The organism is Roseibium aggregatum, assembly GCF_014692675.1.
Classification (GTDB): Bacteria; Pseudomonadota; Alphaproteobacteria; order Rhizobiales; family Stappiaceae; genus Roseibium; species Roseibium aggregatum_C.
In genome coordinates this window covers 72,655-90,989 of record NZ_JABFCZ010000024.1, presented here as the reverse complement: position 1 = coordinate 90,989, position 18,335 = coordinate 72,655, and the positions used below count along the sequence as shown (strand labels likewise).

At 60.8% G+C, this 18,335-nt stretch carries 18 protein-coding genes; 7 read left to right on the top strand and 11 right to left on the bottom strand.

The features are described 5' to 3' along the window. Positions 1–44 precede the first annotated feature (44 nt). Positions 45–1,178, bottom strand: coding sequence for an isopenicillin N synthase family dioxygenase (locus HK439_RS20390; RefSeq protein ID WP_190293322.1), 1,134 nt, complete (start codon positions 1,176–1,178; stop codon positions 45–47). Positions 1,179–1,574: 396 nt separating this feature from the next. On the opposite strand from HK439_RS20390, the gene HK439_RS20385 reads away from it, so the two are divergent. From HK439_RS20385 to HK439_RS20360, 6 genes are all read left to right on the top strand, one after another. Further along, entirely contained in the window at positions 1,575–2,687 is a 1,113-nt protein-coding gene (locus HK439_RS20385) for an ABC transporter substrate-binding protein (protein WP_190293321.1), read from the top strand. 90 nt (positions 2,688–2,777) lie between these two features. Further along, complete coding sequence (locus HK439_RS20380; protein WP_190293320.1) at positions 2,778–3,914, top strand: ABC transporter ATP-binding protein; 1,137 nt, start codon at positions 2,778–2,780, stop codon at positions 3,912–3,914. After that, positions 3,911–4,921, top strand: a complete 1,011-nt coding sequence (locus tag HK439_RS20375) for an ABC transporter permease (protein WP_190293319.1) — start codon at positions 3,911–3,913, stop codon at positions 4,919–4,921. Before HK439_RS20380 ends, HK439_RS20375 begins: the two co-directional genes overlap by 4 nt. Continuing rightward, positions 4,918–5,724: an ABC transporter permease gene (locus tag HK439_RS20370; protein ID WP_190293318.1), complete on the top strand. Its 807-nt coding sequence runs from the start codon at positions 4,918–4,920 to the stop codon at positions 5,722–5,724. The genes HK439_RS20375 and HK439_RS20370 overlap by 4 nt, the downstream gene beginning before the upstream one ends. Before the next feature lie 18 nt (positions 5,725–5,742). Next, on the top strand, positions 5,743–6,360 hold the full coding sequence (locus HK439_RS20365; protein ID WP_190293317.1) for a cysteine hydrolase family protein: 618 nt from the start codon (positions 5,743–5,745) through the stop codon (positions 6,358–6,360). Then, positions 6,357–7,184, top strand: coding sequence for a hypothetical protein (locus HK439_RS20360; RefSeq protein ID WP_190293316.1), 828 nt, complete (start codon positions 6,357–6,359; stop codon positions 7,182–7,184). Before HK439_RS20365 ends, HK439_RS20360 begins: the two co-directional genes overlap by 4 nt. On the opposite strand, the gene HK439_RS20355 is transcribed toward HK439_RS20360, so the two are convergent. From HK439_RS20355 to HK439_RS20320, 8 genes are all read right to left on the bottom strand, one after another. After that, the gene (locus tag HK439_RS20355) at positions 7,181–7,975 is read right to left on the bottom strand and encodes an MBL fold metallo-hydrolase (RefSeq protein ID WP_190293315.1); all 795 of its coding nucleotides are present in this window, start codon (positions 7,973–7,975) and stop codon (positions 7,181–7,183) included. The genes HK439_RS20360 and HK439_RS20355 overlap by 4 nt on opposite strands. Positions 7,976–8,196: 221 nt before the next feature. Beyond that, positions 8,197–9,306 carry a ring-opening amidohydrolase gene (locus HK439_RS20350; RefSeq protein ID WP_190293314.1) on the bottom strand — a complete coding sequence of 370 codons (1,110 nt, stop codon included), beginning with the start codon at positions 9,304–9,306 and terminating at the stop codon, positions 8,197–8,199. After that, positions 9,306–10,751 carry an amidohydrolase family protein gene (locus tag HK439_RS20345; protein ID WP_190293313.1) on the bottom strand — a complete coding sequence of 482 codons (1,446 nt, stop codon included), beginning with the start codon at positions 10,749–10,751 and terminating at the stop codon, positions 9,306–9,308. Before HK439_RS20345 ends, HK439_RS20350 begins: the two co-directional genes overlap by 1 nt. 34 nt (positions 10,752–10,785) lie before the next feature. Next, complete coding sequence (locus tag HK439_RS20340; protein ID WP_190293312.1) at positions 10,786–11,505, bottom strand: aspartate/glutamate racemase family protein; 720 nt, start codon at positions 11,503–11,505, stop codon at positions 10,786–10,788. Between the two features lie 17 nt (positions 11,506–11,522). Continuing rightward, complete coding sequence (locus HK439_RS20335; RefSeq protein ID WP_190293311.1) at positions 11,523–12,422, bottom strand: ABC transporter permease; 900 nt, start codon at positions 12,420–12,422, stop codon at positions 11,523–11,525. Positions 12,423–12,424: 2 nt separating this feature from the next. Then, a complete protein-coding gene (locus HK439_RS20330) occupies positions 12,425–13,303 on the bottom strand; it encodes an ABC transporter permease (RefSeq protein ID WP_190293310.1) in 879 nt (292 codons plus the stop codon). Between the two features lie 84 nt (positions 13,304–13,387). Continuing rightward, on the bottom strand, positions 13,388–14,671 hold the full coding sequence (locus tag HK439_RS20325; RefSeq protein WP_190293309.1) for an ABC transporter substrate-binding protein: 1,284 nt from the start codon (positions 14,669–14,671) through the stop codon (positions 13,388–13,390). A 41-nt stretch (positions 14,672–14,712) separates the two neighbouring features. Next, positions 14,713–15,705, bottom strand: a complete 993-nt coding sequence (locus HK439_RS20320) for an ABC transporter ATP-binding protein (protein ID WP_190293308.1) — start codon at positions 15,703–15,705, stop codon at positions 14,713–14,715. A 291-nt stretch (positions 15,706–15,996) separates the two neighbouring features. Between HK439_RS20320 and HK439_RS20315 the strand changes: the two genes are divergently transcribed. Further along, complete coding sequence (locus HK439_RS20315) at positions 15,997–16,728, top strand: GntR family transcriptional regulator (RefSeq protein ID WP_190293307.1); 732 nt, start codon at positions 15,997–15,999, stop codon at positions 16,726–16,728. Positions 16,729–16,997: 269 nt separating this feature from the next. Here HK439_RS20315 and HK439_RS20310 read toward each other — a convergent pair whose 3' ends face one another. Both HK439_RS20310 and HK439_RS20305 read right to left on the bottom strand, forming a co-directional pair. Then, on the bottom strand, positions 16,998–17,366 hold the full coding sequence (locus tag HK439_RS20310) for a nuclear transport factor 2 family protein (RefSeq protein WP_190293306.1): 369 nt from the start codon (positions 17,364–17,366) through the stop codon (positions 16,998–17,000). 34 nt (positions 17,367–17,400) lie between these two features. Beyond that, positions 17,401–18,273 carry a polysaccharide deacetylase family protein gene (locus HK439_RS20305; RefSeq protein WP_190293305.1) on the bottom strand — a complete coding sequence of 291 codons (873 nt, stop codon included), beginning with the start codon at positions 18,271–18,273 and terminating at the stop codon, positions 17,401–17,403. Between the last annotated feature and the right edge of the window lie 62 nt (positions 18,274–18,335).

Genomic DNA, 18,335 nt, shown 5'->3' with positions numbered 1-18,335 from the left:
AACTCCGGCCGGATTTTCTTAGAAAGATCTATCGCTAATAGCGATTACTCGGCTGCGACGCCGGTCCGGTCGATCTGCTTTGCCTTGCGCTTGAACGGATTGTCTTCCGGTACGTCGAAGTCGAGCTTGATCTTGCCCTTGGCGTAGGCGTCCGCCATGTAGCGGAAGGCGTTCACGGTCATGCGCATCAGATGCTCGCCGGCCTTGATCGGCGGGTATCTTTCGATCGTCTCCGGCGTGCGGAACTTCGGCAGCGGTTCGACCACGGCGTCATAGTCGAGGCCGAAGAACAGGGGCATGGAGTAACGCTCCCGGCCGGAATTGACCACCCGATGCTGGGTCGACTTGTACTGGCCGCCGGACCAGGTCTCGAAGATATCGCCGATATTGACGATGAAGGTGCCGGGAAGGGGCGGAGCCTCCATCCAGTAGTCGTCCGCATTGAGCACCTGCAGACCCGGGCCGCCCTGGAGCAGGATTGTGAAACATTCGAAATCGGAGTGGGCGCCGATGCCGACCATGTCCTTGGACGCCGGGACATCGTTTTCGACATATTTCAGGAGGCGAAGCTGGGAGGTCGGATTGTTGATGTACTTGATCAAGGTGCCGGATTCGACGCCGAGTTCGAATTCCAGCGCGCTCAGCATCTTCAGGCCGAGCCCGAAGATGGCATCGTAATAGCTGGAGATGGTTTCCTTCCAGCCGGGAAGGTCCGGCCAGATATTGGGGCCGGTCATGCGCCAGCCGGCTAGGTAGTCCGGATGGTCGGCAGGTGCTTCAAAGGACATGTCCCAGGCTTCGTTGAAGTTGATCTTCTTCGGAAAATCGGAGCCGTTTTCCTCAAACGGTACATAGCCCCTGTGGTGCGTGGTGAAGCCGGACCAGTACTTCATCTTGTAACTGCGGGTCTGGTCGTGAAATTCGCGCGAGGCGGCCAGGGCTGCATCGATCAGGCCTTGGTCAACGCCATGGTTCTTGATGTAGAAAAAGCCCGATGTGCGGGCCGCTTCACCCAGGGCTTTGGCCACCGCGGCCATGTCTTCCTGGGAACCGGTATGCAGGCCGGTCAGGTCGATGACCGGCAATTCCACGTTTTCCGCGCTGAGTGCGATTTGATCGTCCGTACCATCGATCGGCGTTGCCGTTTCGGTGGCGGCAGTATCCAGAAGATCTCGCATGTTCGTCCCTCGGTAGTGACTTGTGCACGGGTCGGCCCGCGCGAACCCGGACATGCATTCCGGGCGGTTTTTGAGAGGAAACGGCACGTTCCGTTTTCCGGAGTTCGGGGTTGCAACACGGCAGGCCAGTCAATGGCGGCTGAGGCGAACTCCATTGAAATTGGTAACATTTGCACTAAAATAGGGCGTGATTAAAATTTATACTTCTTGCTGTTATTGAGGGCAGGGAAAAATTACTTGCCTCGGCGTAAATAACGCTAAAAATCATCATTTTATCGAAAAATCGAAATTGGCATGGTCGATGCATGCATCCTTTACCCGGTTGCTCGTGCCGTATGGCGCGGCAGCCGAAAAGCAGGGGAATCCCTTGCATTACGGGTTCAGGAGAAACTTCCCATGACACAGAAGAAGATCAGCGGCCGGTTCGACAGCTTGACGCGGCGCGACATCCTGCGTGCAGGCGCAGGCGCTGCCGCACTCACGGCCGGAACATCCGTTCTGGGCATGCCGGCCATTGCGCAGGAACGGTCCATCAAGATCGGGTCCTATGGCGGCTACTTCGAAGACAGCTTCAAGAAACACATCTATCCGGTCTTTACCGAAGCAACAGGCATCAAGGTGGAGTCCGTCACCCAGCCGAACTCCAGCGACTGGCTGGTGACCATGCAGCAGGCTGCGGCTTCCGGGACGGCTCCGGCCGATCTGTCGCTTTACGGCAAGGACACCATGATCAAGGCAATGCGTATCGGCGGGTTGCTGAAGCCGCTCGATGTCGCCAAGATCCCCAACGCCTCCAACATGAAAAAGGACTTCCTCTACGAAGGTTCGGACGGACTCGTGGGCGTGGGGGCAATGGCCTGGTTCACCGCGATGGTGATCAATCCGAACGAGATCAAGCCGGCGCCGACCAGCTGGAAGGAATTCTGGGAAAATCCGGCCCTGGAATCGTCCCTGGGTCTTTCCAAACAGTATGACGCCCGCTTCCTGGATATTACGGCTGCCACCTATTTCGACGGCGCCGAAACGCTGATGACCGAGGAAGGCATCACCGCGGTGATCGACAAGGTCGCCGAAATCAAGCCGAACGTTGCCCTGTGGTGGACGGCCGAAAGCCAGATGGAACAGGCCATGAAGAATGAGGACGTCATCGGCGGCATGTACTACCTCGACGTTGCCGGCCTGATGGCAGCTGACGGCTTCCCGATCGCGCCGATCTTCCCGAAGGAAGGCAATCCGATCGGTTACGGTTCCTGGTGCCTGAGCCCGCTTTCGGAAAAGTCCGAGGAAGCGGCCGAGTTCATCAGCTTCTCCTGCGATCCGGCAACCCAGGCCCTGATGTCGCGCAAGATCGGCACCGCTCCGCTGGTGGACAAGAGCCTCACCGGTCTTTCCGACGAGGAATATGCTGGCGTGTCGGGCGAACCCTACATTACGCCGGCCTATGAGGCCTATCTCGATAAGGAGAGCTTCATCAAGGAGAAGTGGGACGCAATGCTCGCAGGCGCCTAAGGGCGCTTGTCCGATCTGAAACTCGGCGGGAGTGTGTCGTTCCTCCCGCCGACCGTCCCTGAATTTCTCTCTCAACCCGAAAGGAACGGCATGCCCGGTCTCGTCCTTGCTGGTATCAAGAAAACCTACGGCCCTGTAACGGCGGTCGACAACATCGACCTCACCTTTCCGAAGGGAAAGCTGACGGCGCTTCTTGGGCCGTCCGGTTGTGGCAAGACGACACTCCTTCGCATGATTGCCGGTCTGGAAGACCCGAGCCGGGGAACGATCTCGCTGGACGGCGACGACATTACCGAAAAGCCGGCCAACAAACGCAAGTTCGGCATGGTCTTCCAGTCCTTTGCGCTGTTTCCGCACATGTCGGTCGCCGAGAACGTTGCCTACAGCCTGGCGATCGCGGGCGTGGACAAGGCCACCCGGCGGGCGCGCGCCGAAGAATTGCTCGATCTGGTCAAGATGGCCGGGTTCGAGGACCGGCGGATCGGGCAGCTTTCGGGCGGACAGCGCCAGCGTGTCGCGATCGCCCGTGCGCTCGCGCAGAAACCGGATGTGTTCCTGCTCGACGAGCCGATGTCGGCGCTCGACGCCCAGTTGCGCGAAGCCATGCAGGTGGAACTGCGGCTCCTGCAGCAGAAACTCGATATCACCACGATCGTTGTCACCCACGACCAGCGCGAAGCGATGACCATGGCCGACCAGATCGTGGTCATGAGCAACGGCCGCTACGAACAGGTCGGCAGTCCTTCCGAAATCTATCACCGGCCGGCGACTGCCTTTGTCGCGTCCTTCATCGGCAAGGCGAATTTTCTGAAAGGAAAGGCCAAGGACGGCGGCGTTGATGTCGGCGAATTTCATTTCCGTCCCGAACCGGCGGCCTCGTTCCTCAACGGGTCCGCGGTCCAGATCGCCTGCCGGCCGGAAAACGTGACAATCGGCGCGGCCGATGAAACCGGGCCGAACCGGGTTTCGGGAACGGTCACCTTCCTGCGCGATATCGGACCGACCCGGGAAATCTATGTCGAAACGCCGGTCGGCTCCGTCATCAGTGAGATGCCTGCATCCACTGAACTGGTCTTTGCCAAAGGCGAGACGGTATCAGCCGAATTTCCGGCGCATGCGCTCCGCCTGTTTCCCGATACGGGGGACACCGCCGGTGCAAGTCACGGATCCGGCGCCGGAGACCGCAAGGTTACAGCCGTGTCGGACAAGCGGGACGTAGCGGCATGAGCTATCCGGCTGTCTCCGGTGATATTGAGGTTGACCGCGAGGCCGGAAAAGGCGGCCCGGCTTTCGCCGCCTACATACGGGGGCTGGGTCCTGCGAACATCATCATGGGCGTCATTACGGCGGTTATTCTGTTCGTTTTCGTGGCGCCGTTTCTCCTCGTCATCGTGGTCAGCTTTGGAGAAAAGATCGAAGGCGCCAGCTGGGTCTGGGGCTTCGATTTCAGCAACTACATCCGGGTGTTCGTGGGGGTCGACTGGCCGAACAGCGTCACCCTGCTTTATGCGCTAAAACTCTATTACACGCTCGCCTATGCGGTGCTTGGGTCGCTGATTGCCGTCGGCTTTGCCTTTCCCTTCACCTATTTCATGACCCAGGGGTCGAGGCGCAGCCAGGCCATGTGGCTGGTGTTCGTGCTCGCCAGCCTGTCCATGTCGGAAGTCTTCGTGGTCATGGGCTGGGATATTCTGTTGTCGAACCGGTCCGGCCTTCCTGCACTCCTGAAGGCCGTCGGGATCACGAGTTGGCTGAAAGATACCGGCTGGCTCGCCGTCTTGCGCGACTGGGACCTGGCAAGCCCGCGGAACGTGAAATTCAAGACCTCCCAGCTCGCCACGGTGCTGACCATGGCCTATCTGGTCTGGCCCTACGCGGTGATCCTCCTGTTTGCCCCGCTGTCGCGGATCGACCGGTCGATGATCGAGGCGGCGCGAACCATGGGGGCGGGATCGCTGACGGTCCTGCGCACGATCGTTCTTCCCGCTGTGCGTCTGCCGGTTCTGGGGTCTCTGCTGCTGCTCTTTGTCTATCTGCTCGGCACCTATGTGTCCGTGACCTATTTCGCAGCGCCCGCCCATCAGACACTGCCGGTGTCGATCTACGAATCCATTCGCGGAGCGACCCTGAACGCGCCGTTCGGGGCAGCCCAGGCGGTGATCCTGCTGATAACGGCGGGCATATTCATCGGTTTCAGTCTGATGCTGGCACGACTGGCGGAGCGCAAGGCATGATCAAGGCCGCGTTCAAACAGGGGTTCATGGTGCTGTGCGCGATCTATGTCGCCCTGCCGATCATGGTGGTCTGCCTGTCGGCGCTGAATGGCGGACGCTCCATGCTGTTTCCGCCGGAGGATCCGACCCTTGGCCGGTTTCTGGATTTCTTCGTCAACGAGCCGGTGTGGCTGAACTCGCTGGAAAACTCGGTCATTATTGCGCTTTCGGCTGCGACGCTCGCCATCCTGATTACCTGGCCGATCGCCTATGATCAGTGGAAGAAGGACACCAAATTTTCCAAGGTCCTGGCGAGCCTCGCCGGGCTGCCCTTTGCCTTGCCGCCGATTGTCTTCGGGGTCGGCCTGAGCTTCCTGTGGACCTTCATCGGCGGACTTGGACACATGTTCACCGGCATCCTGAGCCACACCGCGCTTCTGGCGGCCTTGCCGCTGGTGACGATTTCCATCGGGCTGCAGTCGATCGACCGGGCACATCTGGACGCAGCTGCAACGATGGGGGCGAGCGAGGGAACCATCCTCAGGACCATCATCCTGCCGCAGACCCTGTCCTATACGCTGTCGGGTTTCTTCTTCGTGGTTGTGCTCAGCTTCCACGAGTTCATCGTGATGTTTTTCGTCTCAGCGTCGTCCTACGCGACCGTGACGCTGCAGATCTTCAATTCGCTGCGCAACGGCTTCACGCCGACCATGGCGGTCGGGGCGATCACGTTCCTGATCGTTTCGCTCATCGTGTTCAGCCTGACGGCCCGTTTCGGCGACTTGCCCCGTTTGATGGGCGCCGATCAGGCGCGGAAAGATTAGAGAGAAAGGGAATATCACATGGCTGCGCAACCGCTTCTCGTCGGAAATCCCGTGCTTCTGGTGATCGATATCCAGAAGAGCGCCTTTCTTGAAAACTATGACGGCGGCATTCCGAAGATGACCGCCTACACCCAGGCGATGCGCCAGGCGCGCAAGGTGATCGATGCCGCCCGGGCAAACGACGTTCCGGTGATCTTCTTCCAGGAGGCGCACCGGCCGAACATGGTCGACTTCGGCCGGGAACTGGACGGGACTGAGGACGTGCACTGCGTCGAAGGGCGCGAGGGCACCGAGATCGCTGAGGATATCGTCGGCCTGCGTCCCGACGATTACGTGATCAAGAAACGCCGGTATTCCTGTTTCATCGGGACCGATCTCGACATCCTGCTGCGCGGTCTTCGGGCGGATACGCTGGTCATGGTCGGCGGGCTGACCAATGTCTGCGTGCACTACACCTTTGCCGACGGCCATCAGAAGGATTTCTACTGCCGGGTGGTGAAGGACTGTGTCGGCGGTTCGAGCGACGATGCCCATGACGCCGCACTCAATGCCATGGAATATCTGCAGACCGGCGCGGTGCGCATGAGCGAAGAGGTGATCTCCGCCTTTTCCAGCCACAAGGCGGCGGCCGCTTGAGCGCGCTGGCCGAAACCCTGACCGGGGACATTACCGATCGGGATGTGCTCGGTCTCTGGCGGCGGGCCTATATCAAGGCACCTGCCGAAAACCCGTCCCATGAGGATCACGAAACCCGGGTCTACTGGTTTCAGGCGCCGGAACTCTACGCCGATCTGCGGGTGCCTGCGGAATTCGCATCGGGCTTCGGCGGTGCGGCGCTCAAGGACCTGGACACCGATACGCTGTTCCGTCTGGGGAAATGCGAGGGCTTCGCCGGCATTTCGACGGTGGAGGACAGCGTCTGCACCTGGCGCCGCTTCATCAACCTTCAGGGACCGGAGGAGGGCAAGGACATCGGCCGCCTGTGCCACGCGCCGGACGGCATGTACGAATACGGGGTCGAGGCCGATTTCGTCGAACTCTGGCAGAATGATCCGTCAAGGTCGTCGGGAATGCGCGCGGAAATCTATTCAGACGGTGACGGACGGATTGCGATCCTCGTTCATTCGGCGACGCATTTCCTGTTCGCCTGCGATCGTCCCGAGCGAACGCGGCGGCTGACGCCGTTCCAGGTTGAACTCGCCGACGCCCTGATCTGTCCGAACCCGCAGATGGACCTGCTCAACAGCCTGTTCGAAGCCGAATACAGTTTCGGCCATCTGCACAGCGGGGCTGCGGTCATCGACCTGTCCACCTTGCCGACCCGGGTCGGGGACTGCCTGTTTGAAGACGTCCCTGTCAACGGTGATCCGTTCCGGACGAACCACCGTTCCTTTGACGGGCTGCCTTATAACAGGCAGTGGTACAAGGTGGCGCGGGACCGTCTGCCGGAATTGCTCTAGACGCCCCAGATCCGGAAGTAATGCTCGACGATCTCATCGAGCCGCTTCTTGTCGAAACTCGGATCGTGGCCGCCATGGACGATGGACACGTCCAGCGCCTGCAGCTTTTTCATGGTCGCCACATACTCGTCCACGCTCATGCCCGGACCGTCATAGATGAGCGGTCCGTCGTAGATCGCATCGCCGGCAAACAGGATGCCGGTCTTTTCTTCAAACAGCGCAATGCTGCCGGGTGAGTGTCCCGGCACATGCAGCACCGAGAATTGGCGGTCGCCGAGATCGACGGTATCGCCTTCCTCCAGAATACCGGTCGCCGGAGCGCCCGTCAGGGAATAGCTCTTCGGATCGTAGCCCGCATAGGGCAGGGCATCGATCAGGAGTTCATCCAGCGGCGGGTAGCCGGCCTCTTCGAACAGGACGACCAGCTTGGGGTCGATTTCGTCCCGGATGATGGTGTTCATGCCGGACGGGGCGGCCATTTCATCGGCCTCGATCGGGTGAACGAGGCGGATATCGAATTCATGCACGCCGCCGATGTGGTCGATGTGGGTGTGCGTCGAGACGCAGACAATCTCCGAAAACGGCTTTTCCGTCAGCGGTTCCACATAGGGGCGGATCGGCACGATGCCCATGCCGGTGTCGATCATCATGTCCCGGTCGCTGCCGCGCACGAAGAACAGGTTGGCCTGTTCGAGCACATGGACATGAGGCTCCAACAGCATGTCTGTGGTGTCATCGACCTTGGTGACCGAAAACCATTTTTCCGCGATCGGGTAGCTCTGGAGATCCATTCTTTTCCGCCTTCTGTTTTTCTGTCGTCCCGAGACGAGCCGGTTTTGACCGGACTGTTTCAAGGTGTGCAGTCGCAAGGTGTATGCCAGATGAGGCACGCCCTACGGAAACGTCGAAAAAGGGGCCGATCTTTAGCTATTCGGGGCGTTTCGGGGCTGCTGGTCCCGGCGGAAAATGTTGGTTTCGGATAATCCTTGAGCGCCCGTTGCCGTCTTTTTGATCAGGGATCGGACCGTCGGCCGATGACCGCGCAGGGACCGCCGCCATCCGGGCCCTGGTGTTCCGCGCCGCCGGAGACGAAGAGCTCGGTCTGGCCGATGAGGCCGGCCAGAACGCCGGCGACGAACCCGCGGGCATGGCGGGTCGAGGAAATATCGCTGTCATCCAGCATTGTGTGCCGGAAACCGCGCGCATGTCCGGACTTGGACGCCTCCGCCTTGACGAGGACGGCTGTAACCCGCTCGCGGGTTTCTTCGGGGAATTGCCCCGGTGCGGATATGCCGAGATTGGAAAGCGTCTCTCGGATCGGATCGATGTCCAGCGCATCGCGCATCAGCGCGTGCCCGATGGTGAGCGGTCCGGACCACATATCGCTCATGCCCATGACCAGGATTTCGCAGCCCATGAGTTCGACACCGGCTGAACAGGACGCGCGGGTGCTGTAAAGCGAGAGATCATCGCCGATCGCGGTATCCGAAAGCGCGGTCTCGTCGATTTCCCCGAGAGCCACTGCCACGCCAAGGGCCGATGCGCCCCGGGACAGACCCATCGAGCGCAACGTGTCGGCGGTTGCGACCGCATGGGCGCCGCCGGCCGCGCGAACACGTTCGGCCGTGAGCAACGGGCATTTGATCTGGACGAAGTGAACGTCTTTCGGATCGGAAATGCCTGCCTGCACCATCGCCTTGCGAACGCCATCGGCGACTTTTGTCACCTGGGCCATCCGGCCGATTTCAACGGGCGCGAAGTCCTCCGTGACATGGACACCGAGGGCGAGGGCGGGCGTTTGCGTCACGCCGGTGGCGGGCAGGGCCTCCAGCACGATCCAGTGGGGCGAAAGCGCCCCTTCCGTTCCGCCGGACATGACCATGCAGATCCGGTCCAGATCCGCGGGCTCCATGTAACGGCCAAACAGGAAGCGCAGGGACTGGACCGCATAGCCCCGTGTGAAGTCGTTGACGCAGCCGTTGCCCTCGGTCTTGCCGAGGACGGCGACCACGGCTTTCGGGTCGATCTTGCCCTGTTCGACCAGGGTCTCGATGGCGGAGGTGTCATCCGGGCTGGACATCGGCAGCCGATGCACGCGCGCCTCGCGCAGCAAGGGGTCCATCAGCAGCATCCCTTGTAGAATTCGGCCACATGCGGTTCGATCGCGGCGAACGCCTTCCGGGACTCTTCCGTGGTGGGCAGGGCCGCGCGGTATTGGGCGCGCAGCTCGGTCTCGACCGCTTCGAGATCGAGACCGGTCAGCTTGCCGTTCTGAAGAGTCGTCCGGCCGCCTGAGACCAGTTCGACGATGTGATCCTGTTTCGCGCGGGCAAACAGATACTGGCGCGGATCGACCGGCATGAGGCCGTCGCGGTCGAGGGCGTCCAGATCGAGGAACATCAGGTCCGCCGGCTGTCCGACCTCGATCGTTCCGCCCGGTGTCAGACCCATGGCGGCGCGTCCGGTCGAGCAGGCGGCTTTCAGGGCATCACCCGGTGTCAGGTCCTCAGCGAAACTCCAGCCGGCATTGAGCAACCGGAACAGGCGCAGTTCGCGCAAGGCATCGTCGTCTTCGTCGAAGGCGCAGCCGTCGAGGCCCATGGCAAAGGCTACGCCTGCCTTCTTCATTTCGGCAACCGGTGCGATGCCCGAGGCCAGATGCAGATTGGACGAGGGATTGACGGATATGCGTGCACCGTATTCGGCGATCAGTTCCAGTTCGTCGGGCCGTGCCCAGACGCAATGCGCCAGTGTGAGCCGGGGAGACAAAAGGCCGATATCGGCCAGGTGGCGGACGATGCCCTGCGGATAGGCCTGATCCGCCCAGGTCCGCTGCGGGAGTGTTTCCAGAAGGTGCATGTGCACGCGCCGGCCGGTGCGTTCGGAGGCTTCGGCTATTGCGGTCAGGAAATCGTCGGTGCACCACTGCACGCCGTTGGGGCCGTATTGCACGTCAACTCCGGGCATGTCGGCGACGGCGTCTGCGACAGTCTCCACCAGGGCAATCTGGTCCGCCGATGGCCGCGGTGCGCCAAGCCAGGTCTGACGGACAAGGTCCTGGATGTCCTGGGGCAGGCCGCGCAACATCGGTTCGTGATCGCCGTAGACCAGGGGATTGCGGTCGCGAATGGCGATGGCAAGACCGATTTTGAGACCGGCATCGGACGCCGCCCGGGCGATCTCCTTTGCTTCCTCCGGCAGAGATGTTAGGCCCATCGGGCGCGTCAGGTGCGCCATGGCGCCGACACAGCCGCCGCGAACTGAGCGGCCGAAGGCGGCTGCGGTTGCCAGGTAAGGGTCAACGGATGGCATGGCGACCAGGCTCGGCAGCCATGTTTCCAGCGGTTTCAGCCCGCAGCCGAAGGAGGTGGTCGAAATGGGACGGGCGTGGTTATGAGCGTCCGCCAATGCGGGCATGGCGAGCAGCCGTGTGCCGGAAGGGACTTCTTCCAGCGGTTCTATTGCCGAGATGAGCCCGTCTTGAACCGTGATTTCCAACGGTCCACCCGGTTCATAGGCCGCTCCGAGCAAGGCATCGGCAACCTGAAAGACACGTGCGCCGGTCATTTTGTTCTGATCCCTTTCATTGGCCGTTTCCCGGTTATTGCGGCAGGCCGACATAGGCTTTCGGGTTGGGCGGTGCGTAGGCGCCCGTCTTCGACGTGACAAGTTTCATGCGAACCAGAGCTTCGGCCAGTGTGACCGCCGCCCGGACGCCATCGATGACCGGGATCCCGAACCGGTCGGACAGTCTATCGGCGAGATCGGTCATGCCGGCGCAACCCAGGACAACGGCTTCCGCATGGTCGTCCGTGAGAGACGCCTCGATCTCCAGCGCCAATCGTTTTTCTGCGGTTTCAAGGTCTTCGTCGAAGGCGAGAACAGGCGTCTCCGCCGCGCGGACCCGAATGCACCGCTTGGCCAGTCCGTAAGACGCCAGATTGCGTTCGATGACAGGGATCGAACGGGACAGGGTCGTAATGACGGAAAACCTGTGACTGACAAGGCTGGCTACGTGAAAGGCGGCTTCCCCGATCCCGATCACAGGTGCGGCGGCGGCAGAGCGCGCTGCGTCCAGTCCGGTATCGTCGAAACAGGCGATGACGTGGGCGGCGGCACCTGCGTCTTCTGCCCTTGCGATTTCCCGCAGGAGGCCGGGCACGGCGAGGGCGCCGTCATAGGGGCCCTCGATTGACGCCGGTCCCGCCGCGGAGGTTATAGCGAGGATTTCAGTTCCCGGTGCCGCAGTGGCAGTCGCCACACGGCCGATGGCCGTAGTCATCGATGCTGTCGTATTCGGATTGATGACGGCGATTTTCATTCCGTGTTACCGCGCCTTTAGACCATGCCCTTGCCGGCATCCGATCCATGCCGCTTGCGGCGGCGCTGGACGATCATCACGGCAACAAGGGACGTGATGATGACGGCGAGCGAAATTGCTGTTGTCAGAGTGCCAAGGGCATAGATCGCCGGCGTGGTGACCGTCGTGGTCAGTCCGCGCAACGTGATCGGCAGCGTGTTGTCGGAACCGACCGCCTGGCTGGAGCGGGCGATTTCGTCCCACGACAGGGTGAACCCGAACAGGGCCACGCCGAAGACCGAAGGAACGATGATCGGCAGCACTACATGGCGAAAGGTCTGCCAGGGCGTCGCGCCGAGATCGCGCGCGGCTTCCTCGAAGGCCGGATTGAAGCGGTTGAACACCGCGAACATGATCAGGAGCCCGAAGGGGAAGGTCCAGGTCAGATGGGCGCCGAGACCGGAGGAGAACAGGCCCATCAACGTGGTGAAGTTGTCCCAGATCCATTCCACCTCATAGGCATCGCCGATCGCGTTGATCGTGTCGTCGGCGATCCGGAATTCCAGGGCGATGCCGAGGGAGACGACGATCGAGGGAACGATCAGGCTCGCGATGGCCGTATAGAACAGGAAGCCCGAGCCCTTGAAATTGCGCCGGAAGGCAAGGCCGGCCATGACCGAGGCAACGACCGTGATTGCCATCGTCAGCAGGCCGAGTTTCAGGGAATTCACCAGTGCGGAGCCGATGTCGACGACGCCGATGCCTTCGAACAACTGGTAAAACCAGTGCAGGGAGACACCGTTCATCGGAAAGGTCAGGCCGCCCTGCGGCCCCTGGAAGGAGAGGACCATGATGGTGAGCGTCGGGCCGTAGAGGAACAGCACGAAAACGCAGAAGAAGGCGGCGAGCCAGTAGAATGAGGCCGGTCGGCGGTCCATGGTCACAGCTCCTTCCGGATGTCGACGATGCGGGTCAGAAGCAGGATCATCGACAGGACGGTCACCAGCAGCAGAACCGCGTTTGCGGCTGCAAGCGGGAACTGAAGGAAGTTGGTCTGGACCTGAATGATCTTTCCCACCGAGGCGATCTGCTGGCCGCCCATGACACCGATGGTGATGTAGTCGCCCATGACGATGGTGATGACGAAGATCGAGCCGATGGCGATCCCGGTCTTGGAGAGCGGAATGACCACATTGACCAGGGTCTGCCAGCCGCTGGCGCCGGTGTCATAAGCCGCCTCGATCAGGGATTTGTCGATGCGGAACATGGAGTTCAGCAGCGGGATGATCATGAACACCGTATTGAGGTGCACGAAGGCCAGCACCACGGAAAAATTCGAGTAGAGCAGCCAGTCGAGCGGCTGGTCGGTGATCCCGAGGCCGAGCAGCGCCTGGTTGACCAGCCCGTTGCGGCCGAGCAACGGGATCCAGGAGATCATGCGGATGACGTTCGAAGTCAGGAAGGGGATCGTACAGACCAGCGCGAGAATGATCTGCATCGTCAGGGTTCGGATGTGGAAGACCAGGAAATAGGCGATCGTGAAGCCGATCACGAGGGTCAGGGCCCAGACGATTGCGGCGAACTTGAGGGTCGAGAGGTAGGTCTTGAAGATCGTGCACAGTTCCGGCAATCCGGCGATGCAACCGTCGAAGATCTCCGTGTAGTTTTCCCCGGTCATCGCCGGCTGGATGGAATACTGATTGTATTCCCAGAAACTGACGACGAAGGTTGCGATCAGCGGGACGATGAAGAAGACGGCGAAGACCAGCGTCATCGGCGCGGCTTGCCAGTAGGGTGTCCAGCGGGACTGTGCGATCATGTCGGCCTCTCGGCGGCGGAGCCCTGTATTTGAGCGGATTGCCCCGGGGATCGGCTCCCCGGGGCAGATGGTCGTTGCCGGTTATCAGGCGGCGATGAACTCGTTCCACTTCTTGATCATGTACTCGTTCTCGTCCATGACCGAGTTCCAGCAGGCGACCGAGCCCATGCGATCTTCGTAGGAACCGCCGTCGCGGACCGCGCCGGCCTTTTCCAGAAGGCTGCCGTCCGGCGCGTGGATGTCCTTTTCCGCCGGCTTGCCTTCCATCCAGAAGGCCCACTCGTAGGGCTCCATGTTTTCCTTGGCCGTTTCCAGAACGGCGGAGTAGTAGCCCTGGCGGTTCAGATAGGCGCCGGCCCAGCCGGACAGGAACCAGTTGATGAACTCGTAGGCCGCGTCGAGCTTCTTGCCCTTGAGCGTCTTGGGCAGGCCGAAGCCGGACGCCCAGGCGCGGTAGCCTTCCTTGAGCGGCTGGTAGGTGCAGGCAATGCCCTTGGACCGGACGGCGGTGACGGCCGGGGACCACATGGACTGGATCACGACTTCGCCGGAGGCCATCAGGTTGACGCTCTCGTTGAAGTCGGACCAGAACGCGCGGAACTGACCGGCCTTCTTGGCCTCGATCAGGAGAGCGATCGTCATGTCGATCTCTTCCTTGGTCATGTTGCCCTTGTCCGGGTAGGTGTACTTGCCCATGGACTCGACGACCATTGCGGCGTCCATGATACCGATCGAGGGAATGTTGAGGATCGAGGCCTTGCCCTTGAATTCCGGGTTGAGCAGTTCCGCCCAGGTTTCGATCGGACGGCCGATCAGGTCCGGTCGGATGCCGAGCGTGTCGGCATTGTAGGTCGTCGGGATCAGGGTGATCCATTCGGTCTGTTCGGACGCGAAGGTCTTGCCGCGCTGCTTTTCCAGGTAGAATACCTTGGCCGGAGCCGTGCCCTGCAGGCCGATCTTCTTGCCGTTGATTTCGCCCTTGGTCATCACGGTGGCGAGCTTGTCGGCATATTTGATCTTGTTGGCGTCCATGCCGATCAGGTTGCCGGACGGGATCAGGTTCGGCAGGGAGAAATACTCGGAATCAACGATATCGAAGGAGTTCGGCTGGGTGATGATGCGCTTGGTCACGTCATCGGTGGTGACCGGGATGTATTCGATCTTGATCCCCAGGTCTTCCTCGACCTTCTTGGCGATGTCGGCGGACTGGTTCACGGCGGTGCCGAGATAGCGCAGTGTCACCGGTTCGGATGCGATCACGGCCGGGAAGCCGGTGATCAGCTGAGATCCGGCAGCTGCGCCTGCAATGGCAGCGGAGCCTTTCAGCACGCTGCGGCGGGAGATCCCTGAGTTGTTTTTACTGCTCATTATGTTGCTCCTGTTGGAAGGTCTGATTCGTGATCACAGGGTTATGCGAGCGCGTGGGCGTCCTCCGATGCCCATGCGACTGAAACCTTCTCCCCGGTTTCCATGGGGGACTCGAAGAAACTGCGTTCCGGAAGAGTGACCGAGATGTCACCCGCCTGTTCCGTGACAAGGGTCAGCAGAACCGTTGATCCCTGGTATTCGATGCCGGTTACCGTGCCGGCGAGGGACGTCGGGGAAGACGGTTCAGACGGGTCGACGATCTTCAGCCGGTCGCTGCGGATGCTGATTTCGCCGCCATCCACGGGCACCACATTGTGTCCGCCGATGAATTGCGCGACGAATTTCGTGCGCGGTGCGTTGAAGACGTCCCGGGGGGAGCCGGACTGCTCGATAACGCCGTTGTTCATGACCACGACCAGATCGGCGAGCGCCATGGCCTCTTCCTGGCTGTGGGTGACGTGGATGAAGGAAATGCCGAGATCGCGCTGAAGCCTCTTCAGTTCCGCCCGCATGCGGATCCGCAGGAACGGGTCGAGGGCGGACAGGGGTTCGTCGAGAAGCAGGATGGAGGGCTCGGTGACGAGCGCGCGGGCCAGGGCGACACGCTGCTGCTGCCCGCCGGACAGTTGGGCCGGAAGCCGTTCCGCATAGGCTTCCATGTCGACGGTTTCAAGCATGGCGCGGGCGCGCTCGTGGCGAACGGCCTTGGTTTCGCCGCGCATTTTCAGGCTGAAGGCCACGTTGTCGAGAACAGACAGGTGCGGAAACAGCGCATAGCTCTGGAACATCATTGCCGTTCCGCGCTTTGCCGGCGGATCGTCGTTCACGACCCGGGGACCGAGAACGATATCGCCGTCGGAGACCAGCTCGTGACCGGCGATCATCCGCAATGTCGACGACTTGCCGCAGCCGGACGGGCCCAGCAGGCAGCAATAGGTTCCCGCCTTGATTTTCAGATTGATGGCTTCGACGGCGATCGTGTCGCCGTATTTCTTGGAGACTGACGCAAGTTCCAGATCCGCCGGCTGACTCATTAGGCTTGGCTCCGCTACCGAGACTGTGTACCGGTATCCGCAAGGGGCGTGCCAGTTTTGAGAATGCTCTGGGTGAAAGGCCTAAGGCATTGAAAAGTAATAGAGAAAAATACTTATTCTGCCTGTGGCTACAGAATGTGCGGCGCGCTGAAGATGATTAATAAATATGCGTGAGTGCACGTTTATCCGGCAAATCGTATACAATCTGGAAGTTGATTGGGATACAGCCTATCTCTCGGTTATGAATGGAACCTGCGGGCAACAGCGCGCGCACTGTTCAGGAGACGTGAGATGGACGAAATCGTCCGGATCAATTCGGATTTGCCGCCGCTTCGCCGGTTGCCGTTGGCCGGGCGGGCAGGGGAAGTCTATGACGGGATTCTGAAGGCGGTTCTCGATCACCGGCTGATGCCGGGGATGAAATTGTCCGAAGACGAGGTGGGTGCCGTTTTCGGGGTCTCCCGCACCGTGGTCCGTGCCGCGCTTCAGGCGCTGGCCTTTGAAGGAATTGCCGAGATATTTCCAAATCGCGGCGCCTTCGTCGCGAAGCCTTCGACCGAAACCGCAAAGCAGGTATTCGAAGCACGGGCCCTGATCGAGCCGGAACTGGCAGCCAACGCGGCTGGCCGGCTGTCTCCCGAAGATCTCGAAGGACTGCGCCAGCATATCGAACGGGAACATGCGGCTCTCCACGCGGAAAATCAGGGCGAAGCCATCGCGCTGTCCGGGGCATTCCATATCCGGATCGCCGAACTGTCCGGGCAGGCGGTGCTGACGGGCTTTGTCCGAGAGCTGATCTCACAGTCCTCACTCATCGTCGCGCTCTACTGGACGCGGCGGGAGACAACCTGCGAAAGCGACGATCATGGCGCCCTGATGGAGGCTTTCTCCGCAGGCGACAGTGCGCTTGCCCGCTCGGTGATGCGGGATCATATCGAGCGCCTTCGCGACGGGCTTGACCTGACAGACCGGGAAACCAGGCCGGTCAGCATTGCAGAGGCGCTCGGCCGGGTTATGGCTTGAGGTCGGGATTGAGGCTTGTAGTTACAAATTAACGATTGGCAGCGTTGGGCTAAAATCGTTCCTGAAAAGGAGAAAAGCGCAAGAAAGTGTGGCCCACTTTCGAGCATTTTCGACGTCTTCAGGGGCGATTTTGGCCCAACCCCGGAGGGGCCATAGGGAAAACGGGCCATTTCCGCGTCCTTCGTCGTCGAATATGCCCCGCATGTCCTCCTCCTCACTCCTAAAACTGGCCCGTTTTCCCTGTGGCGATGCCAACCGCTAATTTGTAACTACAAGCCTAGGATCCGTTCCGCGCTTTCGTTCCAGACATCCATCCGCGTGATCTTGCCGTTGCGGACTTCGAAACGGTCGATATAGCGGTTGCCCTCGAACGGGGTGCCGTCGGGCCATTCGCCGTAGAGCGTGCCAAGGCTGTAGACGACGGTGTGATCATCCTTTTCGACCACATCCATCTTCTCGTACTGCTTTTTCACCCATTTGTAGCGCCTGGCATTGAAGGCGGACGCTTCATGAGGGCTTGTGAACTTGCGCCCGGTGAAGCCGATCTGGATATCCGGCGCGAGATAGAGCGCGGCTGTATCCGGATCCGGCTTCATGGAAGCGTCAAGGAAGGCGGTGACGATTTCGGCATCAGTCATTTTGGAGGTCCCTGGATTCAAGAAAAGTAGGTCTTCAAGTGGCGGGAATCAGATTGGCGAAATGGTCCGCGATCGCACCTGACGTGGTCCACCAGACGCGCTCATCGGCAAGGGTCTTTAATTCGGTGAGTGCCCGGCGAAGATGTCTCAGCCGGTAGGGCTGTCCGAACAGATAGGGGTGCAGGGCTATTCCCATGACCAGAGGCTGATCGGCCGATTGCTCCAGCATTTCGGCGAAGTTGTCGATCACCATGTCGGCGAAGGGGGCTGCGTCCATCTTCCGGCCGACGATCATCGGAATGTCATTGAGTTCCTGCGGATAGGGGACGCTGAGGATCGGGCCGGACCGGGTTGCGAACCAAACCGGCTGGTCGTCGTGGCACCAGTCCAGCAGATAGCTGTAGCCTGCCTCTTTCAGAAGGTCCGGTGTGACCGGGCTCTGCGAGATCCAGGGGCCGAGCCAACCGTTGGGCCGGTTGCCTTCGGCCTGTTCAATCCGGTCCGTGGCTTCCTTGATCAGGGCCATTTCTTCGGCTTCGGGCAGAATGCCCTGGCGTTCGGAATTGGTGCGGCCATGGCCCACAATTTCATCGCCGCGGGACCGGAACCGGTCGACCAGGCCCGGACAGTCGTCATAGAGATTGGAATTCACCAGAACGCTCAGGGACAATCCGAGGTCATCGAAGAGATCGGCCATGCGGAATGCCCCGACACGGTTACCGTAGTCGCGCCAGGCATAGTTCAGCACGTCCGGCTGCGGTCCGCCCGGCGCCAGTTCCGCGCCCAGTCCTTCGCCGAAGCGGAACGTCTCCAGGTTCAGGCCGATATAGACCGCGAGCCGGCGTCCCTCCGGCCAGGAGAAATCAGGCCGTTGGGTAATGGGGACATATGAATAGCGCCTGTGCATCGGTCAGCCTCTAAGATGTGCAAGCGTTACACGGCGCAAGCGGAAAGCCCGCGCGGCATAAC